This window comes from Amycolatopsis sp. NPDC051061 (assembly GCF_040682935.1).
Lineage (GTDB): Bacteria > Actinomycetota > Actinomycetes > Mycobacteriales > Pseudonocardiaceae > Amycolatopsis.
Genome location: NZ_JBFBBZ010000003.1, coordinates 190,672 through 214,085 on the forward strand (window position 1 = coordinate 190,672; position 23,414 = coordinate 214,085).

At 72.6% G+C, this 23,414-nt stretch carries 21 protein-coding genes; 14 read left to right on the top strand and 7 right to left on the bottom strand.

Going from position 1 to position 23,414, the window contains the following annotated elements; genetic code table 11:
• The first annotated feature begins 59 nt into the window (after positions 1-59).
• From AB0N03_RS05590 to AB0N03_RS05620, 7 genes are all read left to right on the top strand, one after another.
• A complete protein-coding gene (locus AB0N03_RS05590; protein ID WP_364365879.1) occupies positions 60-635 on the top strand; it encodes a DUF3090 domain-containing protein in 576 nt (191 codons plus the stop codon).
• A gap of 2 nt (positions 636-637) precedes the next feature.
• Positions 638-1,453, top strand: a complete 816-nt coding sequence (locus AB0N03_RS05595; RefSeq protein WP_364365882.1) for an SCO1664 family protein — start codon at positions 638-640, stop codon at positions 1,451-1,453.
• The gene (locus tag AB0N03_RS05600; protein WP_364365884.1) at positions 1,438-2,325 is read left to right on the top strand and encodes an aminoglycoside phosphotransferase family protein; all 888 of its coding nucleotides are present in this window, start codon (positions 1,438-1,440) and stop codon (positions 2,323-2,325) included. The genes AB0N03_RS05595 and AB0N03_RS05600 overlap by 16 nt, the downstream gene beginning before the upstream one ends.
• A gap of 51 nt (positions 2,326-2,376) precedes the next feature.
• Positions 2,377-3,189 (top strand): DUF3097 domain-containing protein, encoded by an 813-nt coding sequence (locus tag AB0N03_RS05605; protein WP_364365885.1) that lies wholly within the window; start codon positions 2,377-2,379, stop codon positions 3,187-3,189.
• 186 nt (positions 3,190-3,375) lie between these two features.
• Positions 3,376-3,810 (top strand): NfeD family protein, encoded by a 435-nt coding sequence (locus AB0N03_RS05610; RefSeq protein ID WP_364365887.1) that lies wholly within the window; start codon positions 3,376-3,378, stop codon positions 3,808-3,810.
• Positions 3,807-4,295 carry an SPFH domain-containing protein gene (locus AB0N03_RS05615; RefSeq protein WP_364365889.1) on the top strand — a complete coding sequence of 163 codons (489 nt, stop codon included), beginning with the start codon at positions 3,807-3,809 and terminating at the stop codon, positions 4,293-4,295. The genes AB0N03_RS05610 and AB0N03_RS05615 overlap by 4 nt, the downstream gene beginning before the upstream one ends.
• Positions 4,296-4,386: 91 nt before the next feature.
• Positions 4,387-5,736: an SPFH domain-containing protein gene (locus AB0N03_RS05620; RefSeq protein WP_364366290.1), complete on the top strand. Its 1,350-nt coding sequence runs from the start codon at positions 4,387-4,389 to the stop codon at positions 5,734-5,736.
• A gap of 154 nt (positions 5,737-5,890) precedes the next feature.
• On the opposite strand, the gene AB0N03_RS05625 is transcribed toward AB0N03_RS05620, so the two are convergent.
• Positions 5,891-7,237, bottom strand: a complete 1,347-nt coding sequence (locus AB0N03_RS05625; protein ID WP_364365891.1) for an MFS transporter — start codon at positions 7,235-7,237, stop codon at positions 5,891-5,893.
• 152 nt (positions 7,238-7,389) lie between these two features.
• Here AB0N03_RS05625 and AB0N03_RS05630 point away from each other — a divergent pair, with 152 nt between their 5' ends.
• The 6 genes from AB0N03_RS05630 (at position 7,390) to AB0N03_RS05655 (ending at position 11,407) form a co-directional block, all read left to right on the top strand.
• Positions 7,390-8,007, top strand: a complete 618-nt coding sequence (locus AB0N03_RS05630) for a TetR family transcriptional regulator (protein ID WP_364365893.1) — start codon at positions 7,390-7,392, stop codon at positions 8,005-8,007.
• 72 nt (positions 8,008-8,079) lie between these two features.
• Positions 8,080-9,609, top strand: coding sequence for an FAD-dependent monooxygenase (locus AB0N03_RS05635; protein ID WP_364365895.1), 1,530 nt, complete (start codon positions 8,080-8,082; stop codon positions 9,607-9,609).
• Positions 9,610-9,635: 26 nt separating this feature from the next.
• Entirely contained in the window at positions 9,636-10,022 is a 387-nt protein-coding gene (locus AB0N03_RS05640; protein ID WP_364365898.1) for a VOC family protein, read from the top strand.
• Entirely contained in the window at positions 10,022-10,342 is a 321-nt protein-coding gene (locus tag AB0N03_RS05645; RefSeq protein ID WP_284744830.1) for a metalloregulator ArsR/SmtB family transcription factor, read from the top strand. Before AB0N03_RS05640 ends, AB0N03_RS05645 begins: the two co-directional genes overlap by 1 nt.
• The gene (locus AB0N03_RS05650; RefSeq protein WP_364365901.1) at positions 10,339-10,812 is read left to right on the top strand and encodes an SRPBCC domain-containing protein; all 474 of its coding nucleotides are present in this window, start codon (positions 10,339-10,341) and stop codon (positions 10,810-10,812) included. Before AB0N03_RS05645 ends, AB0N03_RS05650 begins: the two co-directional genes overlap by 4 nt.
• Positions 10,796-11,407 (top strand): TetR/AcrR family transcriptional regulator, encoded by a 612-nt coding sequence (locus AB0N03_RS05655; RefSeq protein ID WP_364365903.1) that lies wholly within the window; start codon positions 10,796-10,798, stop codon positions 11,405-11,407. The genes AB0N03_RS05650 and AB0N03_RS05655 overlap by 17 nt, the downstream gene beginning before the upstream one ends.
• Here the strand turns inward: AB0N03_RS05655 and AB0N03_RS05660 are convergent.
• Positions 11,387-12,163 carry an SGNH/GDSL hydrolase family protein gene (locus tag AB0N03_RS05660; protein WP_364365906.1) on the bottom strand — a complete coding sequence of 259 codons (777 nt, stop codon included), beginning with the start codon at positions 12,161-12,163 and terminating at the stop codon, positions 11,387-11,389. The two genes, AB0N03_RS05655 and AB0N03_RS05660, sit on opposite strands and share 21 nt — an antisense overlap.
• Before the next feature lie 257 nt (positions 12,164-12,420).
• Here AB0N03_RS05660 and AB0N03_RS05665 point away from each other — a divergent pair, with 257 nt between their 5' ends.
• Positions 12,421-13,143, top strand: coding sequence for a BTAD domain-containing putative transcriptional regulator (locus AB0N03_RS05665; protein ID WP_364365909.1), 723 nt, complete (start codon positions 12,421-12,423; stop codon positions 13,141-13,143).
• Between the two features lie 90 nt (positions 13,144-13,233).
• Here the strand turns inward: AB0N03_RS05665 and AB0N03_RS05670 are convergent, their stop codons facing one another.
• From AB0N03_RS05670 to AB0N03_RS05690, 5 genes are read right to left on the bottom strand one after another with little or no spacing between them, the layout of a single operon-like run.
• Entirely contained in the window at positions 13,234-14,718 is a 1,485-nt protein-coding gene (locus AB0N03_RS05670; protein WP_364365912.1) for a DUF6519 domain-containing protein, read from the bottom strand.
• 17 nt (positions 14,719-14,735) lie between these two features.
• The gene (locus tag AB0N03_RS05675) at positions 14,736-16,874 is read right to left on the bottom strand and encodes a hypothetical protein (RefSeq protein ID WP_364365915.1); all 2,139 of its coding nucleotides are present in this window, start codon (positions 16,872-16,874) and stop codon (positions 14,736-14,738) included.
• Positions 16,871-20,170, bottom strand: coding sequence for a putative baseplate assembly protein (locus AB0N03_RS05680; RefSeq protein WP_364365917.1), 3,300 nt, complete (start codon positions 20,168-20,170; stop codon positions 16,871-16,873). The genes AB0N03_RS05675 and AB0N03_RS05680 overlap by 4 nt, the downstream gene beginning before the upstream one ends.
• Entirely contained in the window at positions 20,167-23,055 is a 2,889-nt protein-coding gene (locus tag AB0N03_RS05685; protein ID WP_364365920.1) for a putative baseplate assembly protein, read from the bottom strand. Before AB0N03_RS05685 ends, AB0N03_RS05680 begins: the two co-directional genes overlap by 4 nt.
• On the bottom strand, positions 23,052-23,414 hold the full coding sequence (locus AB0N03_RS05690; protein ID WP_364365923.1) for a GPW/gp25 family protein: 363 nt from the start codon (positions 23,412-23,414) through the stop codon (positions 23,052-23,054). Before AB0N03_RS05690 ends, AB0N03_RS05685 begins: the two co-directional genes overlap by 4 nt.

A 23,414-nucleotide genomic window follows, 5' to 3' on the forward strand; every position in this document is an offset into this window, starting at 1 on the left:
CCGCGAAGGTGGGGCGGCGGATGCCGATCATGCGCCCGTGGCCTAGGGTCGACAGTGCTATGTCTCGCGTAATCCACGTCTTCCGCCAGCCGGATCGGTTCGTCACCGGCACCGTCGGCGAGCCCGGCGATCGCACGTTCTACCTCCAGGCCTCCGAGGACGTGCGCACCATCAGCGTCGCCATCGAAAAACAGCAGGTCGTCGTCCTCGCCGAGCGCCTCAGCTCACTGCTCGAGGAAGTCGCCAGCCGCTTCGGTGCCGACGTGCCCGACGACGTCCCCGACGACCAGCTCGACGTCGACCCCCTCACCGTCCCGGTCGAGGAGGAGTTCCGCGTCGGGACCATGGGTCTCGGCTGGGACGCCGACAGCAGCGCCGTCGTCATCGAGCTGCTCGCCATCACCGAAGGCGAGGTCGACGAGACGGTCGTGCTCGACGACACCGAGGAGGGCCCGGACGCCGTCCGCGTCTTCCTCACCCCGGTCGCCGCCCGCGCCTTCGCCGAGCGGACCGACCGCGTCGTCAACGCCGGCCGCAAGCCGTGCCCGCTGTGCGGCGAGCCGCTCGACCCGGCCGGGCACATCTGCCCCCGGCAGAACGGCTACCGGCGCGAGACCGACGCGGACGAAGACTGACCATGGCCGACACGCCGGCAGTACCGCCGGATCCGGCCGACCCGGCGTCCCGCGAACTCGTCACGCACGGCCGCATCGACGTCGAAGGCCGCCTCGTCGACGCCTCCAACGTCACGCTCTTCTGCGCCATCGAGCTCGACGGCGTCACCGGCCGCGTCGTGTACAAGCCGGTGTCGGGGGAGCGGCCCCTGTGGGACTTCCCCGACGGCACCCTCGCCGGCCGCGAAGTCGCCACCGCGATCATCAGCGAGGCCGCCGGCATCGGTGCGATCCCGCCGACCGTGCTGCGCGACGGGCCGTTCGGCCCCGGCATGGTCCAGCTGTGGATCGAGACCACCGAAGAGGACGTCGTCGAGGTCCTCCCGCCCGACGAAGTACCCGAAGGCTGGCGGGTCGTGCTGCACGCCCACGACCGGCTCGGCGAGCCCGCGGTGCTGGCCCACGCCGACCACCCCGGGCTGCGCGACCTCGCCGTCCTCGACATCGTCGTCAACAACACCGACCGCAAGGGCGGGCACCTGCTGCCCGGCCTCGACGGCCGCGTCTACGGCGTCGACCACGGCATCTGCCTGCACACCGACCCCAAGCTGCGGACCGTGCTCTGGGGCTGGATCGGCGAGCCGGTGCCGCCGGACACCGTCGAGAAGCTCGAGAAGCTGCGCTCGGAGATCGACGGCGGCCTCGGCAAGACGCTGGCCGAGCACATCACCAAGTTCGAGATCCGGGCCCTGGCCGAACGCACCGACCTGCTGCTGGCCGAAGGCATCTTCCCCGAACCCGGCGACGACTGGCGCGCCATCCCGTGGCCGCTGTTCTGATCGATGCGGCCGCCCGCGCGCGGCTGGCCGACCGCTTCGGCGCGGAGCTGGCCGAGCCTTGGTGCGACGCGCTCCCGGACCTGGTCGCCCATTTGACTGCGCGGTGGGGGCTGACCGTCCGCGAAGCCCGGCCCGGCAACACCGGCCGCACCCTGCTGTGCACGGGTCCTCGCGGTGACCTGCGCGTGCTCAAACTGACCCCGGATCCCGAGGTCGCCCGGCTCGAGGCGACCGGGCTGCGGGCCTGGGCGGGCTGCTCCCGCGTCGTCCAGGTGCTCGACGCCGACCTCGACGCCAACGCGATCCTCCTCGAAGGCCTGGTCCCGGGCACGCAGCTGGACGGCGACGTCCCGTGGGCCGAGATCGGCGAAATGCTCGACCAGCTGCACTCCGTTCAACCGGTCGGTGACTTCGGGCGGCTGGCCGACGGCATCGAGTTCATCTTCACCCTCTCCGAACGCCGCCGCCGCGACTCCCCGGTCGCCGCCGAGCACCTGAGCGCCGAAACCCTGCACAAGGGCCGCGAGCGGGCCATGGAGCTGGCCACCAGCGGACCGGTCACGCTGATCCACGGCGACCTCCACCCGGCGAACGTCCTCGACGCCGGACCCGGCCGCGGCGCCGTCGCCATCGACCCGCGCCCCGGCATCGGCGACCCCTCGCTCGACGCCATCGACTGGATGTTCGTCCCGATGGCCAAGGGCGGCACGATCGACGACGGCCTCGCCGCGCTCGCCCCGCACGTGGCGGGCTTCGACGCCGAGCGCGTCCGCGCCTGGTGCGTCGCGATGGCCCCGCTGGTCGCATTGTCGCCTTTGCGCCGCGGCGAGCGGTCACCGTTCACCGACGCCGTGCTGGAGTTGGCGCGCTGACCGGCGTGGCATCACCCGGCCGGGCCTTTCCGGCCACTAGCGTGCCGGGTCGTGCGCTCCCATTCCTATGACGACGTGCTGGCCGGCCGGCGCCGCAAGAAGGTGCCCGAAGTCCCGGCCGAGCCCGGTCTCGTCGTCGAAGACCCGGCCAGCGGCTACTGCGGCGCGGTGGTGAAGATCGAGTACGGCAACGTCGTGCTCGAGGACGCCAAGGGCCGCCACCGCGTCTTCCCGCTCGAACCCGCCGGCTTCCTGCTGGAGGGCAAACCGGTCACGCTGGTGCCGGTCAAGACGGTGAAGGCGCCGGTCAAGCAGGCCTCCGCGTCCGGGTCGGTGAAGGTGCAGGGCCTGCAGGCCCGCGTCGCCCGCGACTCGCGCATCTGGGTCGAAGGCAAGCACGACGCCGAGCTCGTCGAACGCGTCTGGGGCCACGACCTGCGCGTCGAAGGCGTCGTCGTGGAGCCCCTGGACGGTGTCGACGTCCTTTCCGACCGGGTCGCCGAGTTCGGCACCGGTCCCGGTCGGCGGCTCGGCGTGCTCGTCGACCACCTCGTGCCCGGCAGCAAGGAGTCCCGGCTCGTCGAGGCGGTCCACGACGAGAACGTGCTGGTCACCGGGCATCCGTACATCGACGTCTGGGAGGCCGTGCGGCCCGAGGCGGTCGGGATCAGCGCGTGGCCGAAGATCCCGCGCGGCACCGAGTGGAAGCAGGGGATCTGCGACGCGCTCGGCTGGGGGCAACCTTACGAAGGCTGGCAACGTGTCCTGAGCGGGGTGAGCAGTTTCCGTGACCTCGAGACCCCGCTCATCGGGGCCGTGGAGCGGCTCATCGACTTCGTCACCGAGCCGGCAGAAGAGGGCTGAATGTCCGAATTGTCCAAGGTCACGCGTAGGTCACGTCACGTTATCGATCCGGCCAAAGGCAGGCCGGCCCCCAAACGGCACGTAAGCGCTGCTCCGAAGCCATCCGGCCGTGACCGTGGTCGGATTGATAACAACCGGCACAGCACTCTGCCGGTGCGAACCGGCACGATCTGAGAGCATGAAGCCATGGCATGGGCAGTGGTCTGGTTGATCGTCGGCATCGCCCTGATGATCGCGGAAGTCCTCTCCGGGGACTTCGTGCTGATCATGCTGGGCGTCGGCGCGCTGTTCGGCGCCGGAGCCGACGTGCTCACCGGGAACGTCTTCATCGACGTCGCCGTGTTCGCCGTCGCCTCGGTCGGGATGCTCGTGCTGGTCCGGCCCGCGCTGAAGCGGCGCTTCCTCGCCGGTACCGGCCACCGCACCGGCATCGAGGCCCTCATCGGCGCCCGCGCCGTCGTCGTGTCCACAGTGGACTTCGAAGCCGGGCAGGTGAAGCTGGCCGGCGACGTCTGGTCCGCGCGCAGCCTCTCGGAGCACCACGAACCGATCGAGCCCGGCACGTCCGTCACGGTCGTCGAGATCTCGGGCGCCACCGCCGTCGTGTCGGCCGAGCCGTGAGCCTGGGGCTCGTCGTCGTCCCCGAAGGCCGGGCCGCGGTGATCGAACGCGGCGGGCGGTTCCGCGCCGTGCTCGGCCCCGGCCGCCACTTCGTGGTGCCGTTCGCCGACCGCGTCCGGGCGCGCGTCGACCTCGGTGAGCAGATCCTGTCGGCGCCGCCCCGGGCCGTGGAGGCCGGCGACGGACGGGAAGTCCACATCGGATTCGAGGTCATTTTTGCCGTCACCGACCCGAAGCTGGCGACGTACGAAATCAGCAATCCGGCGCTCGCGATCGAACAGCTGACCCGCACGGCGTTGCGGCAGGAAGCGAGCCTGACGACGGCCGAGCGCGCCGTCACCGCACCGGGGGACCTGCACCGTACAGTGTGGACGGTCCTGCACGACACCACGGGCCGCTGGGGCATCGCCGCGAAGGAGCTGAAGCTCGCGGTGACCCCGCCCGCGGCGCCCGGAACACCGTCAACCGCGCAAGAATGGTACTAGGTAAGGGGAAGATCTCTTGACCACCACAGTAGCGATCGTCGTGGTCGTCTTACTGGCTCTCTTCGTGATCATCACGGTAGCCAAGGCGATCATGGTCGTGCCGCAGGCGCAGTCGGCGGTGATCGAGCGGCTGGGCCGGTTCCGCACCGTGGCGTCGCCGGGCCTGACCTTCCTGGTGCCGTTCCTGGACAAGGTGCGCGCCCGGATCGACCTGCGCGAGCAGGTCGTCTCGTTCCCGCCGCAGCCGGTCATCACCGAGGACAACCTGACGGTGTCGATCGACACCGTCGTGTACTTCCAGGTCACCGACTCCCGCGCCGCGGTGTACGAGATCTCGAACTACATCGTCGGTGTCGAGCAGCTGACCACCACCACGCTCCGCAACGTGGTCGGTGGCATGAGCCTCGAGCAGACGCTGACCTCGCGCGACTCGATCAACACGCAGCTGCGCGGCGTGCTCGACGAGGCGACCGGCCGCTGGGGCATCCGCGTCGGCCGCGTCGAGCTGAAGGCGATCGACCCGCCGCCCTCCATCCAGGACTCGATGGAGAAGCAGATGCGTGCCGACCGTGAGAAGCGCGCCATGATCCTCACCGCGGAAGGTCAGCGGGAGTCCGCGATCAAGACCGCGGAAGGCCAGAAGCAGAGCCAGATCCTCTTAGCCGAAGGTGGCCGCCAGGCCACCATCCTCGGCGCCGAGGCCGAGCGGCAGTCCCGCATCCTGCGGGCCCAGGGTGAACGCGCCGCGCGGTACCTGCAGGCGCAGGGCCAGGCGAAGGCGATCGAGAAGGTGTTCGCCGCGATCAAGGCCGGTCGCCCGACGCCGGAGGTGCTGGCCTACCAGTACCTGCAGACACTGCCGCAGATGGCGCAGGGCGACGCGAACAAGGTCTGGATGATCCCGAGCGACTACGGCAAGGCCCTCGAAGGCTTCGCCCGCGCGCTCGGCGCCCCCGGCGACGACGGCGTCTTCCGCTACGAGCCGCCGAAGGAGGACGACGTCCCGGCCAAGCCCGAACTCGAGGACGAAGAGGTCGCGAGCTGGTTCGAGACGAAGATCGACCCGAAGGTCGCCGAGGCCGTGGCGGCCGCGGAAGCCGTGGCGCGCCAGGAGGTCCCGGCCCTCGGGACGCCGTCGGCCCCGCCCGCGCGGCCGGCGATCCCGCGTCCGGTCCAGCAGCAGCCGGAGCTGGAGCCGGCGGACGAGGAGCGGGGCACCGAGGTCACGCCCGCACCGCAGCAGCCGCCGACGCCGCAGAGCGGCCAGCCCCTGCCGCAGCCGCAGTCCCCGGCCGGCCAGCCGCCCGTCGGCGGCCAGTACCAGGGCCAGCCGCCGCAGTCCCCGCCGCCGGGCCAGTTCGGCGGCCCGCAGAACCCGGGCAGCGGGCCGTTCCCGCAGCAGCCCCCGTTCGGCGGACCCCAGGGCGGCCCGCGCCGCTGACCCGCAAGCCCGTGAAGGCCCCCTTACCGGCTCTTATGGCCGGTAAGGGGGCCTTCACGGCGTTCGGCACGGGTGTGTCGACCCTTCAGACACGCGTGTCGTCCGTTTCCGCACACCGGCTCGGCAATCCGGTCGCGCGCTGGCCGGTGTCGGCTCAGCTTCGCTGGTAAACCGTCACGTCGTCGATGTCGGCCTTCGAGCGGTCCTTCAGGAAGATCACGCACAGCACCGTGACCACCGCCGACAGGATGATGTAGCCCGAGATCGAGTACGGCGTCCCGGTCTGGTGCAGCAGCCACGTCGCCAGCAGCGGTGCCGGGCCGCCCGCGAACACCGACGCCAGCTGGTAACCCAGCCCCGCGCCGCCGTAGCGCAGATGCGTCGGGAAGCTCTCGCCGATCAACGCCGCCTGCGGGCCGTACTGCAGCGCGTGCGGGATGAACGACACCACCACCGCGACGAACACCAGCGCGTGGTTGCCGTGCGCCAGGATCGTGAAGTACGGGAACGCGATCACGCCGGTGAACACCGCCCCGGCCAGATACACCCGCTTCCGGCCGACGCGGTCAGACAGCGCCGAGAAGAACGGGATCATCGCCAGTTCGCACGCGGCGCCGACGAGGACCGCGTTGAGCACGAACGTCTTTGTGAACTCGTGCCGCGAGACGACGTAGACCAGCACGTAGCTGGTGAAGAGGTAGAACGGCATCTGCTCGCTGAACCGCACGCCGGCCGAGAGCAGGATCTCGCGCCAGTGGTGCCGGATCGCGTCGAGCACCGGGGTCCGCGCGGTCTGCTGATTCTTGATCAGCTTGGCGAACATCGGCGTCTCGAGGATCTTCAGCCGGATCACCAGGCCGACCGCGACCAGGATCAAGCTGGCCAGGAACGGCAGCCGCCAGCCCCACGAGTCGAAGTCCTCAGGGGAGAGGGTCGCCGACAGCAGCGTCATGCCGCCGGTGCCGAGCACCAGTCCGACCGGGACGCCGATCTGCGCGAAACTGCCCAGCAGCCCGCGTTTCTTCTGGTCGCCCCACTCCATCGCGAGCAGCACCGAGCCACTCCACTCACCGCCGATCGCGAGGCCCTGGATCAGCCGCAGCAGCACCAGGAGCAGCGGCGCGGCGAACCCGATGGCCGCGGTCCCGGGCAGCATCCCGACGATGCCGGACGAGATGCCCATCAGCAGCAGCGTGACGATCAGCGTGGCCTTGCGGCCGATCCGGTCGCCCCAGTGCCCGAAGATCGCGGCGCCGACCGGGCGGGCGGCGAACCCGACCGCGTAGGTCGCGAACGACTGCATGGCTCCGGCGTAGGCGCTGGACGCGGGGAAGAACAGGTGGGGGAAGACCAAGGCCGCCGCGGTGTTGTAGAGGAAGAAGTCGTACCACTCGATGGTCGTGCCGATCGCGCTCGCCAGCGCCGCACGCCGTACCTGAACCTTCCCGGACTTGCTGTCCGGTTCCACCTTGTGAGTGACTCCGTTGTCGCCCAAGACCATCTCTCAACACCTCCGGTGACTGATGTCACACAACAGTGTGACGCCCGTCGACGGTTTCGGCGATCGATGGCCGATATCTGGTCCGGTCGATGATGAACAAAGTGCAGATTCAGCAAGTTTGCAGAATCTGCAAGTTCCGCTATGGTGGGCTCATGGACGCCAACGGGCTGCGTGAGCGCAGGAAGCACGAGACGCGCATCGCGCTGAGCTGGGCGGCCATCCGGCTGACCGTCGAACGCGGCTACGCCAACGTCCGGATCGAGGACATCGCCGCCGAAGCCGGGGTGTCCACCCGGACCTTCAGCAACTACTTCGGCACCAAGGGCGAGGCCATCGTGGCCCGCCACCGTGACCGGGCCCGCGCGATCGCCGCCGCCCTGCGGGAACGCCCCGCGGGCGAGCCGATCTGGGCGGCCATCACCGCGGCTGTGCTGGCCGGGTTCGCCCTCGGCGAGCCGATCACCGAAGGCCGGGTCCCCGACCGGTCGTGGCTCGCCGGGATCCGGCTGATGGTCGCGGAACCCGCCCTGCAGAGCGAGTTCCACAAGGCCGGCGCGGCGGGCGAAGCCGAGATCGCCCGGGTCGTCGCCGAACGCACCGGCACCGACGCCGAGACGGACGTCTACCCGGCGCTCGTCGCGGGCGTCGTCGCCGCCGCGCTCAACGTCGTCACGCGGCAGTTGCTCGGGACCGAGCCGCCTCGGCCGATGGAAGACCTGATCCGGGACGTGTTCGGCCGGCTCGCCGCCGGTCTGCCCGAACCGCGCTGATTCCCACCGCTCCACGCCCGGCAGGGTCGCCGGGTTTCTTCGCCATGCCCTCTCACCGCAAGGAGTTCCGCCATGGAAGACGTCGTCATCGCGGGTGCCGGACCCAACGGCCTCATGCTCGCCTGCGAACTCGCCCTCGCCGGCATCCGCCCGCTCGTGCTGGAACGGCTGCCCGAACCGACCGAGGAGAACCGCGCCAACGGCTTGGTCGGCCAGGTCGTGCGCCTGCTCGACCGCCGCGGGCTGCACGACCGCCTCGCCGGCCCGATCGCCCCGCCCGTCCCCGCGTTCGTCTTCGGGGGGATGCGCCTGGACCTCACCCTGGCCGAGCACAACTCGCTGAACGTCCTGGGCGTGCCGCAACGGCGCGTCGCGGCGATGCTCACCGAACGAGCGGGCGAACTCGGCGTCGAGATCCGCTGGGGCCACGAGCTCACCGGCCTGACCCAGGACGCCGACGCGGTCACCCTCGACTTCACCGGCCCGGCCGGCCCGGGCCGGCTCACCACCCGCTACCTCGTCGGCGCCGACGGCGGACGCAGCATCACGCGCAAGCTCGCCGGCATCGGTTTCCCCGGCGTGACCGAGGATCGCACCCTCTCGCTGACCGCGAACGCCACCGTCGCCGCGGAGTTCGTCGACACCGCGTCGGGCGGGCTGACCGTGCCCGGCCACGGCGTCATCCCGCCGTTCTTCCACTACCGCACCGAAACCGGCCTGTTCGTCCACGCGCCGTTTCCCGGCCGGCCCCTCGTCACGACGATGGAGTGGACCGACGAGGAGGAGCGCGCCGACGAGCCCCCGATGACCCTCGACGACCAGCGCGCGAGCATCGAGCGCGTGCTCGGCTTCGCCCTGCCGATCGGGCCGCCGGAAGGCGACGGACCGCATCTGCTGCGGCGGCTTCGCGGCCGCAACACCCGGCTGGCCGACCGCTTCCGCGACGGCCGCGTGCTGCTGGTCGGCGACGCGGCGCACGTCCACTCCGCGATCGGCGGGCCGGGCCTGAACCTCGGGTTGCAGGACGCCGTCGCCCTCGGCTGGAAGCTCGCCGCCGACCTGCACGGCTGGGCGCCCGCCGGCCTGCTCGACACCTACGAGAGTGAACGCCGCCCGATCGCCGAGCGCGTCGTCATGCACACCCAGGCCCAGTCCGCGCTGATCGCGCCGGGCCGCGACGTCACCGCACTGCGGCAGCTCTTCGGCGAGCTGCTGCGGCAACCCGGCACCGTGCAGCACATCGCCGACCTGATGTCCGGCGCGGACGTCCGGTACGAGCCGGGCACCGACCACCCGCTCGACGGCCGGTGGGCCCCGGATCTCGTGCTGGACGACGGAACCCGGCTCGCCGAGCTGACCCGCACGGCCCGGCCGCTGCTGCTGGACCTGACCCCGAGCGGTTCGCTCGGCGACGAGCTGCGCGGCTGGACCGGCCGCGTCGACCTGGTCGCGGGCGCGGCGGACGTCGACGCGACCGCGTTGCTCATCCGGCCGGACGGGTACGTCGCCTGGGCGACCAGCTCGACCGAGCCCGACGACGCCGAGCGGAAGGCACTGCGCTCGGCGCTAGAACGGTGGTTCGGCAGCCCCGTTGACATGTAGGAGAACCCCTACGTATTGTCGCGGGCATGACGATCACCCACGTGCAGTTCCTGACCCTGCCCGTTGCCGACCACGCCCGCGCGCGGGACTTCTACGTCGGCAAGCTCGGCTTCACGGCGCTCGTCGACCGCCGCACGCCCGAGGGCGGCCGGTTCGTGATGGTCGCTCCGCAGGGTGCGCAGACGGGTGTGGTGCTCACCGACCAGCAGGTCACCGGGATCGAGCCGGGCCCGCGGCACTTCCAGCTGCAGACCACCGACCTCGACGCCGACGTCGCCGCGCTGCGGGCCGGCGGCGTCGAGGTGGCCGACCCGGAGGAGCGGCTGTGGGGGCGCGCGACGTCCTTCAAGGACCTCGACGGCCACACCCTCGGCCTGCTCCAGCCGTCGGACTTCGGCAACGTACCCCACTGATGCCGGTCAACGACGACGTCTTCGCCGCGCTGGCCAGCCCGGCGCGGCGGGAGGTCCTGCGGCTGCTGCTGGACGGTCCGATGGCGGCCGGTTCGATCGCCGAGCGGTTCGAGATGGCCCGGCCCAGCCTGTCGGAACACCTTCGGGTGCTTCGGGAGGCCGGCCTGGTCAGCGAACAGCGGCAGGGCCGCAACCGCGTCTACCGTCTCGACGCGGCTCCACTCGAAGAGGTCGCGGACTGGCTCACGCCGTACGAGCGGTTCTGGCGGAGCAAGCTCGCGAACCTGCGTGACCTGCTCGACGAGGAGGACGACCTGTGACCGACGACGACCCGGCCGCGATCCACGTCGACCAGTTCCTCGCCCACCCGGCGCGCAAGGTCTGGCGCGCGCTGACCGAACCGGACCTGCTCGAACGCTGGATCGCCATGCCCAACGACATCAAACCCGTGGTGGGGCACCGGTTCCAGCTGCTCGCCGAGCCGGTGCCCGCGGCGGGGTTCGCCGGCGGTCCGGTGGCGTGCGAGGTCCTGGAGGTCGAGCCCGAGCGCAAGCTCAGCATCCGCTGGGGTCCGCGGTGGACGGTCACCTGGCGGCTGGAGCCGGAGGGCACCGGCACCCGGCTCTTCCTCAGCCACACCGGCTTCGACCCGGACGACGAGTTCGAGCGCGTCTCGCGGCGGATCATGGGCGGCGGCTGGCGCTCCCACGTGCCGCGGGCGCTGGCCCGGTTGCTGGACGCCCTGGACGACCCGGCCCCGTTACGATCGAGTGGTGACCCCCGCCGCTGATCCCGCCGAGCCGAAACCCCTGCGCGCCGACGCCCGGCGCAACCGGGCGCGCGTGCTGGAAGCGGCCGAGAGCGTGTTCGCCGCCAAGGGCACCGGGGCGCCGACCGAAGAGGTCGCCCGCGCCGCCGGCGTCGGCATCGGCACGGTGTTCCGGCACTTCCCGACGAAGGAGGCCCTCCTCGAGGCCGTGCTGGTCGCCCGGTTGCACCGGTTCGCCGACGAGGCCGAAGCCGTCGTGGCGGCCGATTCCGCGGATCCGGGCGGGGCGTTCTTCACCTTCCTCGCCGGCTGGATCGAGATGTCCAGCGCCAAGAACGCCTACTTCGAGGCGCTCACGGCGGCCGGCGTGAGCGTGCCGCACGCCAAGTCGGACATCGGTGCCCGGCTGCTCCGCGCGCTCGGGGTGCTGCTGTCCCGCGCCCAGGCCGCGGGTGCGGTCCGCGAGGACCTCGTCCCGGGTGAGCTGATCACGATCATCATCGGTGTGGCGAAGGCCGCCGAGTACGCCGGCCCGGACGCGCGCCTGCGCGACCGGGCCGTGACGATCCTCTTCGACGGGCTTCGCCCGCAGGGGTCAGCGGGGGAGCGGCGCTGAGCCGACCGGCTCCAGCGTCGGGCGCTTCGCCGCCAGGGTGTCCCCGGACGATTCGCCTCTCACGCGCCGCCGCACCCACGGCAGCGCGTGCTCCCGTGCCCACTGCAGGTTCTGGCTGCGGCGCGCGGCCGGGCTCAGCACCGCACGCGGCGCCAGTTCCGGGGTGAGCAGCGGGTGCTCGACCCCGAGGACCCGCAGCACCTCGATGGCGACCTCGGTGTGCCCGAGCGCGTTGAGGTGCAAGCGGTCCGGCGCCCAGAACCGGCGGTCGCACAGCTGCCGCATCGACCACAGGTCCACCAGCAGCGCGCCGTGGCGGGCCGCGATCCCGCGCACGAGCTCGTTGTAGATCGCCACCCGGCCGCGGATCGCGCGGAACAGCGGGTCTTCGACGCCGTCGACCCCGGTGAACAGGATCAGGCGGGCGCCGGTCGCCCGGATCCGGGCGACGGCGGTTTCGTAGCCGGTGAGCAGCGCGTCGATGTCGACCTTGGGCCGCATGAGGTCGTTCCCGCCGGCGTAGAGGGAGACGAGGTCGGGTTCCATCGCCAGCCCTGGCTCGAGCTGCTCGCCCAGCACCTGCGGCAGCAGCTTGCCGCGGATGGCGAGGTTGGCGTAGCGGAAGCCACGCTCGCGCGCGGCGAGCTGCTCGGCGACGCGGTCGGCCCAGCCGCGCACGCCGTTCGGGGCGGCCGGATCGTCGTCCCCGACGCCTTCGGTGAACGAGTCCCCCATGGCCACTAAGCGCTTGCTCATGTCGTCAGTCTAGGCAGCGGCACGGTGTCCCGGCCGCTCGGTGCCCTTTCGGGCGGGATCGGCCGTTCGCGGAGTTTCGGGGTAACGCGGTCGGTGATCGAGGCGACTCATCGAGTTGCCGTGGGCTAGCCCGAAAGATCCAGCGGGAGTACGCCCTTTCGGAAGATCGACGCTGCCCTTTCGGCCTCGCGTTCGGGTGCCGTCGAACCGCCCGACGGCGGGATGATGCAGGTCGGGAGTTCGGGGAAGGGGCACCGGTGACGAACACTGCTCGGCTGCGCATGCTCGACGGGTTCGCTCTCGACTGCGGACCCGGCCCCGTGGAGGTGCCGAAGGCGTTGCAGCGCCTGATCGCCTTCGTCGGGTTGCGGCGGGAGGTCACGCGGACGCACGTCGTCGGTGCGCTGTGGCCGGAGTCGGCGGAACCCAAGGCGTTCGGCAGGCTCCGCACCGCGCTGTGGCGGTTGCAGCAGCTCGACGCGCCCGTGGTGGCCGCGCACGGGGAAACGCTGAGCCTGCACGCGTGGGTGCGGGTCGACGTCGACGAGCTCGTGCACAGCGCCCGCGGCGAAGACGCCGGCGACGACCGCGCGCTGCGCGGCGGTGGCCTGCACGAGCTGCTGCCCGGCTGGTACGAGGACTGGGTGCTGGTCGAGCGCGAACGCCTGCGGCAGCTGTACCTGCACACGGTCGAGAAGCTCGCGGCGCGCGAGCTGCGCGCGGGCAACTTCGGCGACGCGCTGGAGGCCGTGCACGGGGCGCTGCGCGCGGAGCCGCTGAGGGAGAGCCCGCACCGGCTGCTGCTGGAGATCCACCTCGCGGAGGGCAACTACAGCGAGGCGATCAACACCTACCACGCCTACCGGATGCTGCTGCGGCGCGAGCTCGGGGTGAACCCTTCGCCGGGCATGCGCCGCCTCCTCGACGCGGCCACGGAACCGGCCGGCGCCCCCGAGGTGGCCGGCGCGGTCCGGCGCTGACACCCACCCGGGGCGCCGCGTCTTGAATGAGTCATTCAGTCTTGCGAAGACTGAATGACTCATTCAAGACCTTTGCCGGGCCGATCCGCCCTATCCGGTCGTCTTCCTCCGCCCGGCCGTCGTCTTCGGCTTCGGTTCCTCGCGCACCGGTGCCGAGCCCTCCGTGAGCGGGACGAACGTCTTGCGCAGGGTCGCGTCGACCGTGTCGCCGGTCACATAGGCGAGCGGAGCGTAGTGGTACTCCACGCCGTTCGGGGGCCGGAACTCGTTCTTCGGCCACAGGACGTCACCGTTGGCCGTGCGGGCCGGGATGAGCCAGTAGTCGCCGCGGCGGTACGTGCCGGTGCTCCTCCCGTCGCCCTCGCCGTCGGGGGGCGCCGGGGGCCCTTCGAAGAACACCTGGACGCCGTCTTCCAGCTCGTGCCACCGGCCCTCGATCAGCGGGAGCGCCCCGTCCTCGGCGATGTCCGGCGTGCCCGGCCCGGGCAGGTGGTCCCAGCGGCGCAGGAACGGGTTCGCGCCGAGGCCGCAATCGTCGTCGCCCTCCTGGCTGTCGAGCGTCACCCGCAGGTCGGCCGCGTCGATCGCGACGACCGTGCGGAGCCGGGACGCGGCGACCGGGTACTCGGCCGCGGCGACGTCGTCGGCCACCCGGCCGGCGGTCGCGTCGTCGACCAGCTCGACCCGGTCGCCGACCTCCAGGCCCAGCTTCCCGTCGCGACCCGGCGACCCGAGCGTCGCGACCGCCCCGGAGAGCGACACCACCGGGAACACCACGGACGCGTTCTCGCGGGACCACTTGAAGGTGGCGCCGGAGAGCACGGCCGACCGGCGCGCCGTGTCGGTGGAACCGTTCGCCCACCAGGCCTGGCCGCCGGTGTGCACCTCGACGCGGTAGAGCTGGTTCTCGTGGCCGCGGAAGAGGTTGTCCGGCGGCAGGTGGCACGCGTCTTCGGCGGCCAAGGGCGGCCGCTTCGCCTGCGCCGTGAGCAACCCGGTCGGCCGGAAGCCGACGAGCTTCTCGGCGAACTCCTGTTCCGCGGCACCGACTTCGGTGGCGGCCACCGCCAGGGCGGCGACCTGCCAGACCGTCTTCGCCCGCGCGGACGTGTCCGGCCCGGGGTCGCCGAGCGCGATCTCGCGGATCGCCGGGTCCTGCAGCGCGGTCACCAGCCGCTCCCACACCCGCAGGTACACCACGAACGCCCCCTCGGGCGGCAGCTCGTCGGCGTCGGGTTCGAGGCGCAGGTCGGGCTGGGTCCAGTAGGTGGCGCCGGGCAGGTCGTTCTCCACCAGGAGACCGTCGACGTAGATCCGGCCCCGGGAGATCGCCAGGTCCTCCCGCACCGGTGTCGTCGTTCCGTCCGTGGTGACCTGCGTGATCTCGAAGCCCCCGCCGCCGGCCGGCGCCCGGGCCGGGCCGACGAGGTCGGCGACGACCGTGCGCAGCTGCCGCAGCAGGATCGCCGCCTGCTCGTTGAAGTCGGCGTCGAGCTGCACGCGGCCCTGCTGGGCCAGCACCGCCGAGTAGTGCTTCAGCGGATCGAACGTCGTCCGCGAGAAGTCGCCCTGCATGATTCCCTCCGGTCTTCTCAGGTCACGATCACGAGGCCGGCGTCGCAACCGGCGGGAACGTACTCGTCGAGGCGCAGCCGCAGGTTGTCCTCGCGCTGCGGCTGGAACAGGTCGTGGAACGCGCCGAGCTCCGAGCCGTCGTCGGCGCCCCGGCGGATCTCCGCCGGGCACGACGGCGCGAGCTGGGCGTACCCCGGCGTGCCGTAACGGGTGCTGGTGAACCGCGGCACGACCCGCCGCGCCGTACCGGGCGGCGGGTCGGCGGGCAGGCAGTGGAACCGCCGCGGTGTCCGCGAGCCCGGCCCGAGCCAGCAAAACCGGACACAGCCGTGCTGACGCCGTTCCACCCGCAGGCAACCGTCCACAATGGAGTTTTCGACCAAGCCGGCCGCGTGGGTCAGCACTTCGCCGAACACGGTCGTGCGCCGGGCGTTGAACGTCGCGTGCGCCGGCCGCCCGTCCGGGGCCGAAAGCGCGGCCAGTCCCCGGCCCGCGGCATCGAGAACGCTGTCGGAGAGCCAGATCGGGTTCGGCTCCCCGCGCACCTCGTCGACGTCGACCACGATCGAGCCGAGGATGCTGCGCTCGACCTCGAGACACGCCGGGGTGTTCGCGAGCTCGACGCTCGCCTCTTCCTCGTGCTCGGGACGGCAGTGCTCGTCCAGCGACCAGCCCGGCACCAGCGTGCAGTGCCGCACGACGACCTGGCCTACTTCGCCGGACACCCGGATCCCGCGCCCGGCGACGAGCAGTCCGTCGAGCACGAGCCGTGGCTTTGCTTCGCATTCTTTCGCGCGCCGCGGCCCGGTGACCTCCAGGGAGTCGGCGCGGTTGCTGTAGCGGTCCAGCACCCGCACCACCGGCCGCTTGCCCTGCGCTGCCCGCACGGTGAGCCGGTCACCGTGGTCCAGCTCGATGACGAGCTTCTCGTGGTAGTCGCCCGCGTCGGTGATTTCGATGACGGCTTCGCGCTTCTCCGGGTCCTTCTCCTTCTCCGTCCGCCACCGCCGCAGAGCCCCGCCGATCTCGGGGAAGTCGTTCCCCTTCGCCGTGCCGACCGTGTAGAACGCCGGGGGACGCTCGCGGCCCAGCGGGCGGAGGTACTCGCCGCCGCCGATGTCGTCGGAGAAGCCGTAGTGGTAGTCGACCCAGACCCCCTCGGCGGGCGCGTGCCGCACGGGGAAGGCGATCCGGCCGAGCACCGGGTCGACCGCCACCTGGTCGTTCTTCGGGTGGTAGCGCCAGTGCGTCAGGTCGGCGGGCACGATCCGCCGCAGCGGCACCGGTTCGCCGCCGACGTGGACGCACAGGCTCTTGCCCGGCCCGTAGTACTGCGCGGTCCGCTCGGCGAACGCGAGCCGCCGGATGAACGCCGGCACGTTCGTCTCGTCGGCGAGGTGCGCCGGCGCCGGCTCGTCGACCGGCTTCGCGATCAGCGGCGCGGTGTTGCCGAGCACGCTGAACGTGAAGTGCGTGCGCGCGCGGTCGTCGCAGTGGGCCGGCGCCCGGGTCACCGGGTACGGCTTGAGCCGCCACAGGAACAGCCCCGCCGCGGGGATGTTGGCGCGACCCGGGGTGCGCACCGAACTCATCCGGCGGACGTCGACCGTGTGCGCCACCGCGTCGAACGGGCCGTCGAGGCGATCGAGCGCGTCGGCGTGACGCAGGTCCGCCGTGCGCCCGCGGGTCAGCCGCCGCCGGTCCGCGCGGGGATCGCGCCCGTGCAGCCGCACCGACTGCGTGACGCCGAGCAGCGTGCGGAACTCGACCGCGCGCGCCGGCCACCCCGCGACGTCCTTCGCCAGCTCTTCCAGCAGTGCGAGGGTGCCCTTCCGGCGCCGGTGGCCGACGGTGTGCGCGACGTCGCGGCGGCCGGCGACGGCGTCGAGCAGCCGCCGGCCCGCTTCGGTTCCGACCGCCAGCGCCTCGGCGGATCCGGGGAGCACCCGGTAACCGACGAGGTCGCCCAGGTACGGCACGACCCAGTCCCGGCAGGTCTCGGCGAACCAGTCGGCGTAGAGCTGCTCGATGTCGGCCTCGACGATGTCGGCCTGTTCTTGGACGACGGCGAGCAGCGCCTGCAGCGGCCGGCCCGCTTCGGCGTCGCGACGCCGGTGCACGGCGGGCAGGAGCTCGTAGAGACGGTCGGCGGTCATGGGATCCTCCGCAGGGTCAGCGCTTCCGGCACGTCGTCCGGGAGCGCGGCGAGCTGGGCCGGGCGGACGCCGCGGAACACCGTGAGCACCTGTGGCGGCGCCAGATCCGTCCCGTTCAGCTTCGGGTTGAGCGTCACCAGGTCGTCGAGGTGCAGGCCGAAGCGCTGCGTCACCGACGTCAGCGTGTCGCCGTACTCGACGTCGTAGGTGCGCTCCTCGAAATGCGCCCCGACGGCCGGAACGCACGGCTCGGCCGTGTGCAGGTCGTCCGCGAGCCCGGCCAGCCGGATGGGCGTGACGTTCCCGTCGACGCTGCCGAACACGTCGACGTCGACGTAGTCCACGCCGTCGACGCCCTGGATCGCCGCGATCGCCTCGCTGAGGTAGGCGGGCCGGCCCAGCGTGCGTGATCCGAAGCCGAACTCGGCGGCCAGCGCGGCGCGCACGGCGGGCTGCACGAGGTCCCACGAGTGATCCGGCAGCACCTTGACCCCGGCGTCGAGCACGATCAGGCGTAGTTCCCGCTCGGCCACCCGCACCGGCACGCCGAGGTCGCCGAAGTCCACCAGGGACTGCTCGAGCGCGGCGACGAGGCCGGACAACGAGTCGATCGGCGCGTCGGCGACGCCGGCGATCGTGACGTGCACGACCTCGCGGACGCCGTCGAACAGCTTGACCGCACTCGCCTTCCCGATACCCGCCCGGGCACGCGTGAAGTCCTCGTAGTCCCGCACGGACACCAGCCGGTCGAGCGCCTGCATCCGCAGCGGTGTGCCGGCCCGCGCGTCCCCGGGACCGTCGCCGTCGGCGCCGCCGGTGGCCGGCAGCGGGTTCGTCACCCCGCCCACCCCGAGCGCCCGGGCGCTGAGCTGGGTGATCGTGCCCGTGGGGACGTTGCCGGAGCGGCCGGCGCCGGTGCGGTAGGTCGCGGTGACGTTCTCGCTGCCCGTCGGCAGCCGGGCGCCGCGCACGCCGTCGCCGAACACCACCGACTCGCCACCGCCGGGTTCGGTGCGCAGGACGTAGCTGTGGTCGTTCGGCCCCGACAGCGCCAAGGCGTCGGTTTCGTGCCAGGCGACGCCGTCGACGCGGGTGGTCAGGGTGGTCTCCGCCCCGAGCGGATTGTCGGCCGCGGTCCAGGTCAGCGGGGTCTGCTTGGCCACCAGGTGCAGCGGCATGACCTGGCCGGCCTGCCCGGCGTCGCCGTGGCCGAGGACGTCCTGGCGCGTCTCGCCCTGGGTCGCCGCGACGACGTTGCCGTAGAGCTGCACCGTCGAGCGGCGGTAGGTGTAGGCGAGTTCGTTCGCCAGCAGCAGCCGCGTCTGCGGCCCCTGGCCGCTCTGCAGGACCGGCCGGCCGCCGACGATCCGGTCGAGCCGCTGGCTCACCCCGGCGACCATCGCCAGCTCGGCGGCCGGTACGCCGCTGGTGTAAGGCACGTCGGTGCGCTCGCCGGCCACGATCACCCAGCGGCCCGGCTTGAGCCCGTCGTAGAAGCGGGCCAGGTCGATCGCGTCCTGTCCGACGTCCTCGAGGATCGGGGCACCGACCGGCGTGAGCGGCTCGCCCTGCCCCCACAGCGGCGTTCCCTTCGGGACCTGGTCCGCATCCAGCGCGACGTCGAACTCGAGGCTGGTCACGGTCACCGTGCCGACGGTGACGTCGTTTCCCCCGGTGTCCTTGGCGGTGATGGGCAGCTGCGCCGGGACGACCCGCTCGGGCACCCGCACCACGGTGCCGGAACCGTCGTCGGCCCCGATCAGCACGGGCTTGCCGGGCAGGATCGTGTCGTGGACCGCGTCGAGCAGCAGCCGGTTGACCGAGTCGGCCAGCTGGTCCCCGCCGCCGATCGGGGGGACGCCGCCGACGTGATCGGCGGCGGTGATGGTGGCCTGTACCCGCAGCACCTCGACTCCCGCCAGCGGCGGCGGGGGCGTGATCTCCTGCCGCCGCCACGCGCCGGGCAGGGCGGCCAGCCGCCGGTCGGCCGCGGCGAGCAGCCGCGGGTGCACGTCGGAGTCGGCGCGGAACAGGTCCGCCACCGGGGTGGCGAGCTGACGAGCGTTGGCCGGCGGCCGGGACGGGTCGCGGCGCAACGCGGGCACGACCGGGGTGAGCCCGACCAAGCCGGTGGCCTGGTACGGATCCCGGCACGCCGGGTGTCCGCAGCCGGACTCGTCGCCGCACGCCAGGAACTGGGCGAGCCGGCGCAGCTGCTCCATCTCGGGGGTGCTGCGCCCGGTGAGCCGGACGGCCACGGCGATCAGGTCCCGGCCGGCGTTCTCGACGTCGCCGAGGTCGTCGCGCAGCCAGTCGCGCAGGGCGCAATCGGCGTCCCGCGCGGCCAGCGCCGCCGCTTCCGGCAGCCGCGCGAGGTACCAGGCCACGGTGCCGGTCGAGCCGGGATCGCCCAGTGCCTCGCCCGGCGTCAGGGTGTCGGTCAGCAGCGCTTTCACCGGGTCGAGGAACTGGGTCGAGAGGTCCTTCGCCCGGCCTTTCGGTGCTTCGCCGGTGGCCGTCTCCACCTTCGTCTTCAGGTCGCCGACCGCCGCGGTGAACGCCTCCTCCGGCGTCGCCGAGGACACCAGCGTCACCTCGGTCCGCCCGGTCAGGAAGTCCACAGTGGACTCCGCGACGGTCCGGGCGTGCACCTGCGGATCGGCGGCGTCCCCGGCGAAGGCGAACAGCAGCCGGTCGCCCTTCTTGAGGTTCGCCGCCGTGCCGTCTACCGCGAAGTCCGCCAGCACGTCGTCGACGGTGTCCAGAGTGATGTCCGGCGGGTCGGCCTGCCGGACTGCGAGGGTGTTCCACTCTTCGCGCGCCACCAGTTCTTCGCTGGTCTCGAACGTCTGCGGCAGGCCGCCCGCGGGCACGTTCTTGACGCCCGACCCGGCCGGGATGACGCTCTTCGCGCCCGGGTCCAGCGAGTACGCCAGGTAGGTGCTCGACCCCAGCGGCGGCCGCGGGCGGTACCTGACGAGCTCCCCGAGCCGGGCGATCGACTCGGCCTCGACGGCCGTGCGCAGGTAGCCCTCGTTCGCGATCCGCTCCTGGTAGAAGGTCAATACGTCACCGACGACGGCCCAGCAGTCGAGCAGCGCGATCGCCGGGTCGTCCGGCTCGCGCGTGGTGAGCGGGTCGAGCTCGCGGCGGCTCGAAAGCCGGGCGAGCATCGACTCGCGGAACGTCGCGTGCGTGCCGGCCCGGTAGGCCAGCGCGGTCAGGCCGGGCCGGTTGAAGATCGGCGTCGGCGTGATCGCTTCCACGCCGGCGCAGCAGCCGCATCGACAGTTCATCGGCCACCTTCCAGGGTCAGGGTGAGCAGGCCGTTCTCCGGCCGGGACGGGTCGTTGTCCAGCTGCGCGACTTCCAGCGGGCCGATCGGCAGGACGCCGGTGGTCAGCGCGTCGCCCGGCGGGCCGGACAGGCGGGCCAGCGTGGTCACCTCGGCGTGGCGGACGCCGTCGGTCGCGACCGCGGCGGCGACCAGCCGGCTCGCCCGGATCGGCGTTCCGAAGGTCAGCGCGTCCGGCGCGAACAGCGCCGCGAACACCTTCCGCAGCGCGGCCCGCACGTGCCCGGCGACGTGGTCGGGGTCGACCCGCACGCGCAGCTCGACCTGCAGCGGCACCAGCGTGGCGCTGAACCCGGCGAGGTCGTGGCCGATCCGGCGGTACCGGAACAGCGACTCGCGCACCTCGTCGAGGAGCCGGTCCGGGGCGACCTCGGCGCCGAGCGCGTCGACGGCGACCTGCGCCTCGTACCAGCTCCCGGTCCACCTCAGGTCCGCCGCGGCGCGCTGCACCTCAGGCAGGCCACCGGCGAGCGCCGCGTAGTCGTCGGCGGTGATCGCACGCAGCAACCGGTGCGTGACGTCCTGGGGCGCCAGCCGGCGGACGTCGCCGACCGCCTCGGGGTCGACGCCGCCGGCGGCGGGCAGCGGGTTGCGGACCAGCCGGATGCCGGTCACGTGGGTCGAGCAGCACACGATCCGGCTGATCGCCTCGGCGCCGACGTTGCCGGTCACCCCGTTGCCGACGCGGTACCGCACGGTCAGGTTCTTGCCGGGCTCGTCGGCCAAGGGGAACGCGGCGCCGGTGCGGCCGTCGCCGAAGCGCAGCGACAGCACGCCGTCGTCGTCCACCTCGCCGACGAAGTCCCGGTCGGCGGGGCCGCTCGCGAGGAGGTCGCGGCGCGGCCGCCACGGCAGGCCGTACTGGTCGGTCGCGCGGACGGCGGGCAGCGCGGCCCGCGGGTCCGGGCGGGTGGCGGCCGACGCCGGGCCCCGGAAGACCGGGCTGGTCTCGCGAAGCCGGTCGCGTTCGGGTTCGCCCCAGCTCTGGCCGATCTCCCAGCCTTCGGCGTCGAAGCGCAGCACGTACCCGGCGCGGGCGCGGCGGACCAGCTCGGCCCACCGGTGCAGCTTGACTTCCAGCAGCTCGTCGAACCGGGCGAGGACCGTGCGCAGCGCGCGCCGGGGATGGTGGTCGGCGTCGAGCCGGCGCACCGTCGCCGGACCGAACAGCGTGTCCAGGTAGGCCCGGTCGCCGGGGGACAGGTGGTCGTGGTGGTGCAGCCGCCGCCAGATCGCGGTGAGCCGGCGGCGGGCGCGTTCCGGCAGGCCGCGCAGCCGTTTCGCCTGCGCCGCGGCGATCGTCTCGGTCGACGGGACCGGCGCGGTCTGCGTGACCGGGCCGAACCGCAACGCGGGGGAGAACCGGACCGGCACCGGCGGGTACGGCGGCCGGCTGCCGGTGGTCGAGGCGTCCGGGCAGCCGAAGCCGGCCGGTTCCGGGCAGCCGGGCTCGTTCGCCGGTTCGACGGGCACCTCGATCAGCTCGGGCGGCCGGTCGCACCAGTCCAGGCTCCGGCCGTGTTCGACCAGCACCGCGTTGCCGCGGGCGACGCCGACTTCCAGGTCGGTGCACTGCGGACCGCCCTTGGCGCGCACACAGAACGGGAAGGCGAGCGCGTCTTCCCGGCCCCAGGCGACCTCCAGCACCGGTTGGCCGTAAAGCTCGTCGAAGCCCTCGGTCACCGAAACGAGCCGGACGGCCTGGCGGTGCGAACGGTCGGCGTCGGCCGCGGCACCGGTTTTCGCGCCGAGGACCTCCTCGAACACCAGGACGTCGCCGGGGCACAGGCTCAGCACCCGCTCCGGCCGGGCGCCCTCTTCGCACGGGGCGGCCGGGTCGCTGTCGGCGAACGTGGCCGACGTCGTCCCGGGCGGCAGGCAGCATTCGGCGTCCCCCCACGTCCACAGGTGGATCTCGCCGTGGTGCTTCCGGAGCCGGACGGCTTCCTCGTGCACCGGCTCGAACACCTCGTACGGCGGCACGCCCCGCCGGTCGAGATCGGCCGGCCGCACCGCCGCGCCGAGGTCGGGCAGGACCGTGGTGGGCAGGGTGGCGAACCGGAAGTCGCCGGCGGCCAGGTCGGCGTCCTCGCCGGTGTCGAGGCACACCCACGCGCGGGCCGCGCAGCCGTCGTGCATCGCGTAGTCGACCAGCCGGGCGTGCCGCCGCACGGACACCCGCCGCCGGGCCGTGCCGAGGTAGGCCTCGGTGGCGACGGCGTCCTGGCGGTAGCTCAGCCGGTCGCCCTCGGCGGCGAGCAGTTCCACCAGGGTGACGCCGAGGTCGGGCACGTGCCGTTCGGTCCACGCGGGCAGGGTGAGGCTGAGCCGGTCCAGCAGCAGCTGCCGGAAGCTCGCGTAGTCCTTGCTGAGGTAGTCGATCTCCGGCGCCGTGGGCGTCGCGTCCGGACACTCGTCGACGACGGCGCAGTCCAGGTCGGCGCACTCGGGCCGGAAGGTGAAGCCGGCCGAGGCGTACCGCGGGTCGAAGCCGGGGTGGGGCTCGGTGCCGGGGCCGCCGTGCGGACCGGTCTCGACCACGCTGAGCCGGTACTCCGAGAGGTCACCCTGCCGGTCGACGCTCAGCCGTACCCGGTCTTCGAGCTCCCGGTCCTCGTCGGCGCGGACGTGGACGCGTTCGACCACGATGCCGGTGACCCGGCGCCCGCCGTCGACGCGGAAGTTGGCCGGACGCAACCCTTCCGGGGCCTTCCCGAAGAAGATGACGGTCAGCTCGAGCCCCGAGCCGGACACGTCGACGCTGTCGACGCCGTTGAACCCCCGCTTGCGGGCTTCGGCCCGCCGCCGGTCGTCCGTGCAGGTCATCGCGTCACGCTCCCCTCGATGACGTCGGTGCGGACCTCGCCGGTCGCGATGATCAGGTACCTCAGCTCGATCCGGAGCGTGCTCTCTTCGGCGGTCACCTCGAGCGAGTCGACCACGATCAGGTCGCCGAGCCACCGCTGCAGCGCGCCTTCCGCCGACACGCGCAGCGCCGCGGCGAGCTCGACGCTGTTGGGCTCGAAGACCAGGTCGAGCAGCCCGCAGCCGAAGTCGGGACGGTTGACGCGTTCGCCGGGGGTCGTGAACAGCAGCTGCTCGACCAGGTCCAGGACGTGGCCGGCGTAGTCCGTGCCGGCCGTCCGCCCGTGAGCGCCGGCGTGGAACGGGAAGTCGATGTCCAT